This is a genomic window from Candidatus Nomurabacteria bacterium (assembly GCA_023898565.1).
Classification (GTDB): Bacteria; Patescibacteriota; Minisyncoccia; order Phycocordibacterales; family UBA918; genus OLB19.
Map to the genome: position 1 here is coordinate 1 of CP060228.1, position 12,587 is coordinate 12,587.

At 45.8% G+C, this 12,587-nt stretch carries 15 protein-coding genes; 3 read left to right on the forward strand and 12 right to left on the reverse strand.

Going from position 1 to position 12,587, the window contains the following annotated elements; all coding sequences use genetic code 11:
- Positions 1–189: 189 nt before the first annotated feature.
- The gene (locus tag H6780_00005) at positions 190–513 is read right to left on the reverse strand and encodes a hypothetical protein (GenBank protein USN88795.1); all 324 of its coding nucleotides are present in this window, start codon (positions 511–513) and stop codon (positions 190–192) included.
- A 143-nt stretch (positions 514–656) separates the two neighbouring features.
- Between H6780_00005 and H6780_00010 the strand changes: the two genes are divergently transcribed.
- From H6780_00010 to H6780_00020, 3 genes are all read left to right on the forward strand, one after another.
- Positions 657–1,202, forward strand: coding sequence for a hypothetical protein (locus H6780_00010; protein USN88796.1), 546 nt, complete (start codon positions 657–659; stop codon positions 1,200–1,202).
- A 48-nt stretch (positions 1,203–1,250) separates the two neighbouring features.
- On the forward strand, positions 1,251–1,916 hold the full coding sequence (locus H6780_00015) for a hypothetical protein (GenBank protein ID USN88797.1): 666 nt from the start codon (positions 1,251–1,253) through the stop codon (positions 1,914–1,916).
- A 61-nt stretch (positions 1,917–1,977) separates the two neighbouring features.
- Positions 1,978–2,526, forward strand: a complete 549-nt coding sequence (locus tag H6780_00020) for a hypothetical protein (GenBank protein ID USN88798.1) — start codon at positions 1,978–1,980, stop codon at positions 2,524–2,526.
- Between the two features lie 24 nt (positions 2,527–2,550).
- On the opposite strand, the gene H6780_00025 is transcribed toward H6780_00020, so the two are convergent.
- The 11 genes from H6780_00025 to H6780_00075 form a co-directional block, all read right to left on the reverse strand.
- On the reverse strand, positions 2,551–3,501 hold the full coding sequence (locus H6780_00025; protein ID USN88799.1) for a hypothetical protein: 951 nt from the start codon (positions 3,499–3,501) through the stop codon (positions 2,551–2,553).
- A gap of 54 nt (positions 3,502–3,555) precedes the next feature.
- A complete protein-coding gene (gene bcp, locus H6780_00030) occupies positions 3,556–4,026 on the reverse strand; it encodes a thioredoxin-dependent thiol peroxidase (GenBank protein ID USN88800.1) in 471 nt (156 codons plus the stop codon).
- A gap of 88 nt (positions 4,027–4,114) precedes the next feature.
- Positions 4,115–4,642 carry a hypothetical protein gene (locus H6780_00035; protein ID USN88801.1) on the reverse strand — a complete coding sequence of 176 codons (528 nt, stop codon included), beginning with the start codon at positions 4,640–4,642 and terminating at the stop codon, positions 4,115–4,117.
- Positions 4,643–4,669: 27 nt separating this feature from the next.
- On the reverse strand, positions 4,670–5,962 hold the full coding sequence (locus H6780_00040; GenBank protein USN88802.1) for a UDP-N-acetylmuramoyl-tripeptide--D-alanyl-D-alanine ligase: 1,293 nt from the start codon (positions 5,960–5,962) through the stop codon (positions 4,670–4,672).
- Positions 5,963–5,969: 7 nt separating this feature from the next.
- A complete protein-coding gene (locus tag H6780_00045; GenBank protein ID USN88803.1) occupies positions 5,970–7,691 on the reverse strand; it encodes a penicillin-binding protein 2 in 1,722 nt (573 codons plus the stop codon).
- Positions 7,692–7,697: 6 nt separating this feature from the next.
- Positions 7,698–8,006 carry a hypothetical protein gene (locus tag H6780_00050; protein ID USN88804.1) on the reverse strand — a complete coding sequence of 103 codons (309 nt, stop codon included), beginning with the start codon at positions 8,004–8,006 and terminating at the stop codon, positions 7,698–7,700.
- 15 nt (positions 8,007–8,021) lie between these two features.
- Positions 8,022–8,906 carry a 16S rRNA (cytosine(1402)-N(4))-methyltransferase RsmH gene (gene rsmH, locus H6780_00055; GenBank protein USN88805.1) on the reverse strand — a complete coding sequence of 295 codons (885 nt, stop codon included), beginning with the start codon at positions 8,904–8,906 and terminating at the stop codon, positions 8,022–8,024.
- Positions 8,907–8,918: 12 nt separating this feature from the next.
- Positions 8,919–9,353, reverse strand: coding sequence for a division/cell wall cluster transcriptional repressor MraZ (gene mraZ, locus H6780_00060; protein ID USN88806.1), 435 nt, complete (start codon positions 9,351–9,353; stop codon positions 8,919–8,921).
- A gap of 340 nt (positions 9,354–9,693) precedes the next feature.
- Positions 9,694–10,131, reverse strand: coding sequence for a hypothetical protein (locus H6780_00065; GenBank protein ID USN88807.1), 438 nt, complete (start codon positions 10,129–10,131; stop codon positions 9,694–9,696).
- Positions 10,132–10,141: 10 nt separating this feature from the next.
- Positions 10,142–10,579: a hypothetical protein gene (locus tag H6780_00070; protein USN88808.1), complete on the reverse strand. Its 438-nt coding sequence runs from the start codon at positions 10,577–10,579 to the stop codon at positions 10,142–10,144.
- 239 nt (positions 10,580–10,818) lie between these two features.
- Positions 10,819–12,285: a lysine--tRNA ligase gene (locus H6780_00075; GenBank protein USN88809.1), complete on the reverse strand. Its 1,467-nt coding sequence runs from the start codon at positions 12,283–12,285 to the stop codon at positions 10,819–10,821.
- Positions 12,286–12,587: the final 302 nt, after the last annotated feature.

Genomic DNA, 12,587 nt, shown 5'->3' on the forward strand with positions numbered 1-12,587 from the left:
TTGTCAAACGGTTGAGCTTACCGAAAGGTATATTCAAGAGAACACCTGATTTATAGAGCTGTCGTAGCTTCTTTCAGTTTTTCAATAGATAGTCCGATATATTCTCTATCTCGGTAGAGTTCTGAAAGCCACGCTATTGGGTCACCAATTGAAAACAACCCGTACACATCCATGTGCGGGTTGTTTGCTTCACGCCGGCTTCCCTCCTGGGTGTATCCGGTAATAATGGATACATACGATGGTGATGCTCAGAAAGAACACGCTCATACCCATTGTAAACGCCAGTGTCCAGGTCTGATGCAGGATTGACTGCGTCAGAATCAAGACCTGCAAAATCCACGACCCCCACGTCATTCCGAGCGAGATGGATTTTGAATCCTTTACTTTGATGAGCAGTCGGATTTGCGGCAAGAACAAGAGCCAGGTAAAAAGTCCGGCAGTAGCGACCAGCCAGTCAACCACTTGGGTGATATTGGTAATCACAATATTTTCCTCCGAAGAACTTTGATTCAAAACTATACAATTCTTTTGAATTTTTGCAAAAAATTATTTATTTTAAGACTTACTTCCAAGACTACAGGTTAAAAATAATTTTGATTAATGTAACAATTGTCTTGAGGCGCAGCAGAGCTACACCATTTTATATAATTAATCTTATGAAACTTTATTTAATTCCAGCCTATAAAGAAACCATTCGTAATCAAGGTTATGGCCGTATTATAAAAGCAGCAGAAAATGCTGGTTACACTACTGAAGTACTGAACTTGCAGATTCAAAACAAAAGATTCACTGCAGTAATTGCTGAAGGTGCTGAAATAATCAGCCAAGACAAAAGTAAATTCAAAGCTATCCTTGGATTTTCTACAGGTGCATTGATTGCCTACGAAATTTCAACAAAAGTAGCTTTTGACAAAGCTTTCTTCTGTTCACTGTCTCCATTACTTGATAAAGATATGCCAAAAACCATCACACCTTATGTAAAATACTTTGGTAAAGATACCGTTTTAGACCTTAAGAAACAAAAATATGGAACTTCATTGGCAGACAAAACCTTCTTTTTTACCGGTGACCACGAAGGAAGAAAACTGATCGGGCGAACAAAAACATTGGCAGAAAAAAATGACGGTAATTTAATCATAATTCAAGGCAATGAGCATGAATTGAATGCGCGTTATATCAAGCAAATCTCTCTAAAATTGTAGCTTCCCAAGACAGCGATGTATAATCTCATTCCGTGCTAGTATGCACTTATGAACAATCAACATTTTCGCTCAGCCACAAAGGCGAGCAACGACTGGAAAGTGAAGACTACTACAGTTACTCCTTTCTCAAAATATCTTGCCTTAGCACTATTTGTTTTATTGCCATTTTTTGGTTTTTGGCTTGGACTGCAATACACACCAGCCTCTAGCTGCCCTACCGATGAATTAATTGAGAGCGAAGCTGATACCGCGGTTTCAACATCTACCGTTGATACTGTCATTACTGAAAATCAACCGAGCACCCCAGCACCGGCACAAAGTCCGAGCAAGACCGTCGCAACTCCTGTCACCACAACACTAGCTGGCCCAACGACACTCACTGTATACATCACTGAAGCAACACTCGAATACATTAGCGTCGACAACATCGCTATCTACAAAGATGACGCTGCTGTTACTCAAATGATTGCTGACGGTCTCTGCCCTGCTGCTGAGCCACAGAAGTGCCGTCTCGAAAGCGGTGTCTACTACCGTAATACTGACCCAAGCATTCGTAGTTACGCCCTATCGCCCAGTGTACAGGTAGAGACTTGGACCGGCACTGAATATCCCCTTTCACAACTAGTCAACAAGCCTGCCAACAAAACACCGTACACAATCACAATTAATCCTTACGGAATTATCACACGTATACAAGAAGTCTACCGACCATAACACACTCACACCTCTACAATTGACGTACTTTTGCTGAGGCGCTATTTTGATTAAAAGTTCTTTGAGCACCTTACAGATTACTGGAGAAGAAAAAATGGAAGTGTTTACCAGAGGTCACCGCAGCAACACTTTTAAACGCGGTAGTGCCGAACATACATACCTAGACTATCTCGAGCGCGTTGCCCGAGGTGAAAAAGGTGCAATCATTACCTTTAAAGACAGAAGTGGAGCCGAAGCAATGCGGCTTGCGCTGGCATTTGCATACTTCCCCATTGGGCATAGCTACTTAGAAAACGGAGCTCCAAACGATTACCGCTGTGCACACTGCGAAGCGGGCCATCCGCCTAAAAAGCTTTGGCGAAGAATAAACAAAATACCCCTTGTGTTTGCTTGCGCAACGCACGCTGCGCTCTTTGAAGGACGAACACTGGAGGATTTTGACCAATCGGGCGAACACACGCTCACTGAAGGTAGATTTGCTGGCATGCGCACAAGCATGATTGGCTATTACGTTCCCGCAATCCCAACCGAGGACGGCAACTACTGGCCACACAACCACACCCCAGACTCTGCACTACTGTGGTGGCAAAACCTGCCAAACCATAGCTAAAAAACCGGGCATATGCCCGGTTTTTTAAATTTTGTGCAATGCACATTCGCTCGCTGCTACTTTCGGATCAATTGAAGATAAGCCTGTCAAAAGTGCCTCGAACGCGTCACTAGGTTCATCGTTGTAATATGTTTGCCACTGTTGGTACGTGCGCATCGAAGTTGATTGAGCATTTAGAATCATCGTTACTGGACACATGCGCACATACTCAGGCGTGCTAATTGTTCCCAAAAGACATGTTCCTGCATCGTTTTTCGCTATAAAGGCGCTTCGATCGACGCCTGCCACTGAAATTGATAACTTGGCCGGAGTGCACGTGGTCAAAGCCGTTTCTGCAAAACACTCAGCCTCATCCTCTTTTGAGAGCTTAGCTACAAGCTTTGTGATATCAGACTGTGTTGCGTCCTGGCTCAGCGTTGCGGTAAGCGCACCGCAAGATTTGGCTTGAGCAAATTCTTCTTCAGAAGACTCAAAAAGGCCTTCCGTCATAACTTCTCGATAACGATCTTTGTCTTGGAGATCAGCTGGAGAAATTACACCTCGGTCACCCAGTGAAATAAACTGCGGAGCGTAGTCCATAACGTCCATATTGTATTCAACTAGATTAAGATCACTCCGACTATACGGGGATTCAACTGCCTCACCCGCATTCGAACCTGTATTGTAGGTTCCTGCACCAACTGACGCGACTTCTGTGTATTCAATCACATCATCTTTCCAGCCAGTCTCCTTTACGGGAACTTCTGGCTCGACAGCTTGCTCTTGATCGTCAGAGTATGTGCTAGTAGCTATGTCAGGAATCGGATCTTCAGGCAATGTGCCCGTCGTTCCTGGACCAATTGGAAATGTTCCCACCTGATCGCCAACCTCCGACTCAGAAGTATTCATGCCACTAAAAATATAAAACAGCAGAACTCCCAAAATACCTACTGCGAGTACAGCGAGCACGACAATCTTCCTTGTATCTGAATCCATAGCTAAATTTTACACCACAACGCGCGTAAGTGACGCCCGGTATTACACAGGTGCTTACTGAACTTTTAGGTTGGCAATGTCTTGTAAAAGCTCTAGCGCATGATCAGCCGGAGTCACCCTTGGGTAGACCTTTACAATCATCCCCTTCTGATCAATTAAATATGAAACCCTGGCAGTACCCATATATTTTCTGCCGTACATTGATCGTTCTTGCCATGCACCATACGCCTTAATCATTTCGGTACTTTCATCAGACAAGAGTGTAAACGGGAGATTGTACTTATTCTTAAACTTCATATGCGAAGCTGACGAATCCTTACTTACTCCAAGCACCGCAACGCCCTGCTTGGTAAACTCTTCATATGTCTCTGCAATTACACACGCTTCTTTAGTGCAGCCGGGCGTGTCATCTTTGGGGTAAAAATAGACCACCAGCCACTGCCCCGCAAACTCTTCAAGGGTTCGAGGGCTTCCCGTCTCATCCGGCAGCGAGAAAGCCGGAGCTTTCGTATTGACCTTTAGCATATACTCACATCGTAGCACACTTGCACAGGCGGCAAAAAACCGGGCTTAGGCCCAGTTTTTTGCCGCCTGTGCATCTATTCGAAGACAGCTACTCTCCTTCATCAGTGCGAAATACTCTTATGTTTCCGTACCGGATATGACCATCTTTGTCTTCAAGTACCATACGATAATAATAGCGCTCGTCTTCTTCGAGACGACCGACGCCGACACGTACGGCACGATCATACGCAGACTTCACGCCTACCCTATTACTACGTAAATCGAGAAAGTCTTCATCTTGGCCAAACTCAAACCACACTGTCGCAGTCATGTCGCCATACAGAACAACCTCACCTCGTAGGGTTGCGCCGTCTCGAGTAATATCAGCTGCACCCTTGGTTTCAAACTCAACATAGCTACCCAAGCGATCAATATCATCCTCTGACAGAGAACCATTTCTTTCTAGGACGGCCTTGATTTCAAGCAACATAGTAATGCGACCATACAAATAGGCCATCAATTCGTCCTGCGTACGCGGCTGATATGACACTGTTTGCGCAGACACTGTTTGTGGCGCAACGACCACTAGCAAAGCTGCGAGTAGTGCCCCACTAAGAAAAATTGCTGATTTATTCATTTTTTTATTATAACACATTTTTATGATTTATGCAATCTTTTTCCAACTTCTGTCTTGTCGTACGAGCAACTCCTCAGCCCGCGCCGGATCAGCCATCACCTCTTCTACAATTCGTTCAGCTCGCACGCCTTGAGACGCTTTCACCAGCACCACATCTCCTGGTGCCAATAGAGATTGTAATTCCCGACCCGCTCGATTAATGTCATCATACTGAAAAATATGCTTTTCGGTCATACCAGCGGCCAATGCACCATCTGCAATACCGTGCGCCCGTACACCCACCGTGAACAAAATATCAGCTGATTCGGCAACTTTTGCTCCAAGACTACGATGTGCTTCACTCGAAAATTTACCCAGTTCCAACATATCTCCCAACACAGCAATTTTACGACCGGCGTAAGATAACTCGCTCAGTGTCTGCAGCGCCTGCTCCGCCGCAATGGGCGAAGAATTATACGTGTCATCAATAAGCATCGTAGCCTTCAAACCTGGAATTAAGCGCATGCGACCATTTGGTGTGCGTAAAGCGCCAAGAGAAATAGTAGCCGCTTCAATCGGTACTGAAAGTTCGTCCGCCACTGCAATTGCAGCCGTACAAGCGTACACATGCTGCGTACCAATCGTACCCTCAAGCTGAACCTTATAGCTATTACCAAAGTGCTCGAGCGAAAAAGCGACACCCACTGGCCGATCATCGTGATACACTACTCGATCAGTACGAGCCGTAAAATCTGTTTCTAAATAACGACCAAACCCCACTTTGCGTTGCAGCAAATCAGGGAGTCTATCGGTGATGAGCGTGTCGTCGTTGTTATACACCACCAAACCATCAGGCTTCATTGCTGAGGCTAAAAGCAGTTTTTCGTCAATAACAGCTTCAGGTGAAGAAAAATACTCAACATGAACCGGCACGCTCGAAAATTTTGTCAAAACAACGATATCTGGTTTTAGCCACGCCGTCAGATGCTTCATATCGCCCGGACGGTCTATACCAGCTTCGAGCACGAGCACCTCAGGGTAACTTCGAGAAAACAGCGCGATAAAAAACCCTTCGACAATATTTCGAAGCCAAAAAAAAGGATTGCTCCACGCATTTGGTAGTCCCAGCACCGTAAGCGGCACACCAATGTCCGAATTAAAACTTTTCTCGCTTTTACGCGCAAACACATTGTTTTTAATTGCAGCGTACACAGCGTCTTTGGTAGATGTTTTCCCCACGCTACCGGTAATCGCGACAATGCGTGGCTTATGCCGACGAAGCAATATAGACGCTTCGATGATTAGAATACGTACGATAAAATTTTTAAAGAGTTGTTTCATAGGATTATTATCGGTCTGGCGGAATCGAATAATAGTTGATCAAGAACTTGGTTATCTCCATGAATGGCTCAGTCAGCGTTTCAGACGCGTATCTTACCCCTTGTGGTTCTACAGTATACATGAAAACGATGAATTTCGGGTCAAAGGCTGGAAAGTATCCGAAAAATGAGTGCAGATACTTATCCTCGTAATACCCGCCATGCACCGGATCAGGAATTTGTGCAGTACCGGTTTTGGCTCCAATGGTGTGATGCGGGAGAGCTACCGCACCACCGCGAAGTGCGTCGTCCACCACAATGGTGAGCATACGAGAAATCTCTTCACTCGTAGACTCTTTAAGCACTTGCTCACCTTCCGGATACCTAATCTCTTTCACTTCGCCGTCATCATACTCGATTCGCTTCACCAAATGCGGTGTCACTAGTTTGCCATCATTTGCAAGTGTCGCGAGTGCACGCACGGTCTCCATTGGTGTGGTAGCTATACCCTGACCAAACGACGCTGTGGCATACTCAACGTCTCGTGGTGAATTAAGGTTATGCACCAAGCCATGCACTTCATTTGGTAAATCGACACCTGTTTCACTACCAAGCTTATAGTTTAAAAAGTATTTTCGAAACGCATCCTTTCCCATTCTCTGTACCACAAACGACACTCCTGTGTTGAGCGATTGATTAAGCACTTCCTGCATTGGCACCGTACCACGTCCACGACCGTCGTAGTTGCGAATGGTGTAATCATTCAACTCAATGGAGCCGGCGTCGTAGTAAGTCGTTTGGGCAGTCACTGCACCCGCATCAATACCTGCCGCCATGGTAAGCGGCTTGATGATTGAGCCCATTTCATACACATTTTCTACCAACGGATTCTGAAACTGTTCGATTGTCGCGCCACTGCGGTCATTTAAATCAAAACTTGGAACCGCATTCATTGCCACGATCTCACCGGTACGCGGGTCCATCACAATAGCACCGGTTAATTTACTTTCATACTTATCATTGGTTTCTTGCAATATCGTGTCCAACATGCGAGACACTGACGGCTCTAAACTAGTTACGATGTTACCCGTACGCTCGCCGTCTTTTTTGTATACTAAGTCACCTAAATTACTGAAGAGTTCGGCAAAGAAATTCACCGACATCACCTGTCGCTTCTGGAACAACACATCGTCATAATAGCGTTCCAAACCATACTTACCACGAAGTTCAGAACCATCGTCGGCATAACCAACAAAACCAATCGATCGTGCAGCTAAAGAGCCACCGGGATAATAGCGCCACTGATTTTTATAGAGCATTGCCCCATCTATATCGAGAGCTTCAATCTCGTCAGCCTGTTCACGCGTGAGCTTATCTGCAAGCTCGGCATAGGTACGACCAGGCACGGAAAGTCGATTTACGCAGGTCTCTTGTTCAATTTCAGTGTACGCCAATAGCTTTGAGCAAAAAACCTCAACTGATGTAGTGATGTGTTCTGGATTCGCAGCAAGCAAATACCCGGCTTGCACCGAGGCGGCAGACAAAGCTGTGCCGTCCCTAGTGGTAAATAAAATTGAGCCACGAGAGTACAAATCAGTCTTAGTGTGTACATACTGACTTTCAGCTTTTGTGCTGTAGTAGTCAGCATTTGCAATTTGAATCTGATATAAGCGAGCAACCAGCAAAAGTGCTCCCAAAATAACGACGCCCGACAGCAGTCGAATTCTAAATTGTAACTGTGGACGTCTCATAAAAAGTTAGCGCCTGCCTAACACCAGACTAGACTGATCGTGCGAGACAAAGATTTTAGCGTCCGTTCGATCATACCCGTCTAACAACGCAATCTTAGCAGCTACCGCGTGCTGCGATTCAATATACTTTGCTTCAAGAGTAGCGATTTCTGCGTTTAAATCACGCTGCTTCTGAACCTGCTCGCTTCTCATTACCACTTGTACCACAGACATGTTTAAAAAATACAAATATGCCACCACTGCCGTCACCAAGCAACCTAAGACAGCCAGCGTGGCCTTTGAATATGTAATTGTGTCGCGACTTTTTCCCACCATGATAATTATGTAGCCCTATGTTTTGGTAATAACACGTAGTTTTGCGCTACGTGCGCGCGGGTTTTCTTTGAGTTCCTCCTCGCTTGGAACGATTGGTTTTTTGGGTGTAAGTGAGGCTAATCCCGCGTCTTTTAGCTCGCGAAATGAGTGTTTTACAACCCGATCTTCAATACTGTGAAAGGTAATGATAGCCAAACGACCGCCTGGCTTTAGTGCTGTAAACGCATCTTTAATAAAGCGTTCGAGCACACCAAGTTCGTCATTTACCGCAATGCGAAGCGCCTGAAATGACTTCGTCGCAGGGTGGATTTTGCCTCGGCGCGCTGCCTTCGGCAGCGCGCCTTCAACAATCTCCACCAACTGCTTCGTCGACGTGATACGTGAGTATTTCCGTTGCTCGACAATTGCTTTCGCAATCCGTCTGGCAAACCTTTCTTCAGCGTACCCAAAGAGAATGTCAGCAATAACATGCTCTTCCCAGTCGTTGATAATGTCTTCAGCGGTAAATGAATAGTCTTCAGCCTTACCAAAGGTCATATGGAGCGGGCCATCGTGCATAAACGAAAAGCCTTTGCTGCCATCAGCGAACTGTTCCATTCGCCATCCTAGGTCGGCCAAAATACCATCAACCCCTTCAATTTGTAATGAACTAAGAATGTTTCCAATCTCGCTAAAGTTGCTGTGTACTAGATGAGTCTGTGGAGAGATATTTTCTAGTTTTGTCTTATCAAGTGCAGTTTCATCTGCATCAATACCGACATACACACCAGCTTCAGTGAGCCTGTTTGTAATTTCCCGAGCGTGTCCGCCACTTCCAAACGTCGCATCCACCACAGTGTCAGACGGTGACAGAATAATTGCATCAACTGCTTCGTGCAGTAGTACTGTTTTGTGTTGCATACGTAAAGGTGATTAGAGGACGCCAATTTCTCCCAGCTTTTCGGCAAGTGAATCTGCCTGCTGTTCGATTGAGCGCTTATAGGTCTCCCATCGATTCTCATCCCAAATCTCGATACGATCATGGATACCAGCAAGAACTACTTTAGAGTCCAAGTGGCCAAAATCTTTCAAGAAGTCTGGCACGAGAATACGTCCAACTGAATCTACCTCCACTTCTACTGCTCCCGATAAGAAGAATCGATTGAAACTTCTTGTGTCCGCTTGTCCGAGTGGCAGTTGACCAATCTTTTCAGTGATCTTCTGCCACTCCTTGAGCGGATAAACAAAGAGACAGTTATCAAGTCCACGTGTGACGACAAGCTTTTTCCCAAGTTCCTTGCGCCATTTAGACGGCAAGGACAGCCGTTTCTTAGGATCCAACGTATGCTTGTATTCGCCAATTAACATAAACTCGATAGCTTGAGCCAGCTTCCGAACCAACCACAACAGCGGAGGTTCGTACGCACTAGTTCCAACGCCCAATGTCGCACTGAAACATGTCTCTGCACTCTGGTAATCAGTAGAGAGACACATCACCCTCCGTGTGGAGAGTTGCGACTGGTTCGGAAACTAGCTCTGGTACCTTCTCTCGAAGTATACCACTATCTCCCACCACTCCTACATTCTATAACACTTCATCCCACTTGCAATCACACTTATGCACACTTCTTCCCACCGATGATGTTTAGTTGTAAATAAAATGGCGCGGATTGCTTCGCAATCCGCGCCATTTTATTTTATTTCCCTACTACCCATTTACATGGTAACTCTCCCTATCCTTCCTGAGTTTATACACCTTATACACCTTAAAAATCTGCAAGAAACGCAGCATGGCAAGATTACCGATAAAATGCGGCGCCAAGAGCGACACGATCACCAGTGCGTTAATAATCGAGTAGAGCGAGAAAAACTTCTTATCAGGAATGTACACAAAAGCTGATCGCAACGTAAACTCCATCAGGAAAATCATTCCGAAAATAATTTCTAAATCGCGCACAACTTCGTGAAAAGTGTGTGTCACGTGAATGTATCCAAAACCTTCTGCCACATCAGCAGCAAACACACCAACCAACAACACATTAATAACGAGCAAAATATTATTTAAAACGTAGTTTTCTTTAGTTCCGAGGTCGAACGCTTTATCTATCGTAAGTAGTACTCGGAGTTTTTCTTCTGGAAATGGCATAGCCCACATTCTAGCATTGTAAAAGCGCATAGTCCCTAGGGACTATGCGCTTTTGGTTAGCGCGTGGTATGAAGCCACGCAGTGTAGTTGTGCTGCACAGAGGTCGCATCAGTTGGTGAAATACACACACCAAGGGCGCCAACTCAGTGATATGAGTATCGTACCAGGCCAGAAAGACCACTTGATAATCATTCCCCGGCACCACGATGCGGTGGTTATCGGTGTAATACTTTCGCACATCACAGAAGAGATGCATGAGTCGCTGACTCGAGAAACGCTCGCCGTACAGGCGACTCTCCTGGTTCATGTACTCGAGAATAAGCTGGCAAGCAGCGCTCATGCCAGAGTACTCGCGAGACCCCGACCTGGCAGACGCACTCGATTGCAATGACTGCCTTTGCAACCCCAGCAACAACGCTTCGCGAGTAAAGACACTGAATTCCTTCATGATGACCCTCCAGGCAATATCTGCACACAGCAGTATATTTTGATTTTCAAAAACTACTCTGGTGAAAGTTTTACTAGTATTTTACTATTTTGTCAAAGTTTCACCCCTCTCTTACGCACAACATACATTCGTCATTATCGCTTCGCTCTGTGACTCATTAACTTCCAAGAATATAGTCGAGCAAAGCCCTCCTTATTCTTTAGGTCGCACCACAAGAGTACTTCCAAAATCATAGTCGACTATTCGTCTCCTTGTTTTTTAGGTCGCATCAGTGGGAACAGCTGCGTTTCGCGGATTGGCTTCCCTGCCAAAAACGAGAAGAGTCGTTCACCGAAGCCAAAACCACAGGTTGGTGGCATGCCGTATTCGAGCATTTCAACAAACTCCCAATCTGGCATCATTGCTTCTTCGTCGCCAGTTTCAAGGATTTGCTGCTGCACTTCAAAACGCTCACGCTGATCGATTGGATCATTGAGCTCACTATAACCACGACCAACTTCAGATCCTGCGATAATCGGCTGGAACATTTCTACCGTTTCTCCATCAGCACGACTCTTGGCAAGCGGTGCCACGAGCTTTGGATGATTGACAAGAAACGCTGGGCCAGCAATATTTTTGCGGCAATACTTCCAAAGTGTGTCAGTGAGTCGCTCACGACTATCCCCATCGTACGCGACATTAAGAGCTTCAAGCTTTGCTTTCATTTCAGCTTCGGTGGCCGTAATTACATTAATCCCAGCCTGCTTTTCAATCTCGGCGACGTAGTCGATTTCAACCCACTCATCTGCCAAATTAAACTTATGTCCACGTGCTTCGAACTTAGTTGTTCCAAACACCTTCTCAGCGATTTCGATGTAAAGCTGCCGCACCAACTCCATACCCTGCTTGTAATCGGCGTACGCCCAGTAGAATTCAACATTGGTGAATTCCTGCAAGTGCTCAGGACTTGAGCCTTCATTACGAAAAACTTTGCCGATTTCAAAGGTTTTATCAAACCCCGCTGCCATCAGGCGCTTCTGCCAGAGCTCACCGACCGAAATACGTAAGTAGCCATCAATATCGAAGTCGTTGTGATGTGTCTTAAATGGACGCGCCTCTGCCCCGCCAGTAGTTGTTTCGAAGAATGGCGTCTCTACCTCAAGGAAGTTGTGGCGCTTCATAAAGTCACGAATCGTATCCCAAAAGAGCGCTTTCTTTACAAAGAGGTCACGCATGTCGGGGTTAAGGAGCAAATCGAGGTAGCGTTTACGATAGCGCTCATCTTCGTCTTTAATACCGAAGTGTTCGGTTGGGATATTTTGAATCGCTTTGCCAAGCACTTTCCAGCCTTTTACGAGAATCGCTTGCGTCCCACGCTTGGTGAGATATGCTGGACCAGCTACTTCGACAAAATCGCCGGTACTCATGACATCGAGAAGGTTACTAAACGCTTCTTCGCCCATTTCGTCCTTTGAACAGAATGCCTGAAGCTTACCGGTACCATCCATTACATCCATAAATGCAATCGCACCATGTTCGCGAAATGCCATCACACGACCAGTAATCGCCAGTGTTGTTTCCGCTTGTAGCAGCGCATCAAAATCACCCACAATTTCTGCAACAGTGTGTGTGCGTTCGGCAGCAGCTGGGTATGGGTTCATCCCAAGCTCCTTGGCTCGCTCGACCTTTTGTTCTCGGTCGGCACGTAAATCCTCGATATTTGACATAGTGGTTATCCTAGCGTGAGTTGAGGAAAAAGAAAAGGCGCCGAAGCGCCATTCTGCAAGAACCTACTTTTGCTTCTGCTGAATCGGGTAAAAAACCGCTCGAAATTCATTGGTCTCGGGAACCCGTCGAACGCCGCCGCAAAACATGCCTGGAGGAGGGTTCCGCAGGCTGTACAATTGGGGCTCAGTTGCGCTGCCTTGTTGGAGATTTTTACTTTCCACGTCGACTCCTCTACGTAAATGTAGTATGAACAAACAACACCAACTACATAATACCTGGCACAGTAATCAAGAGTCAAACA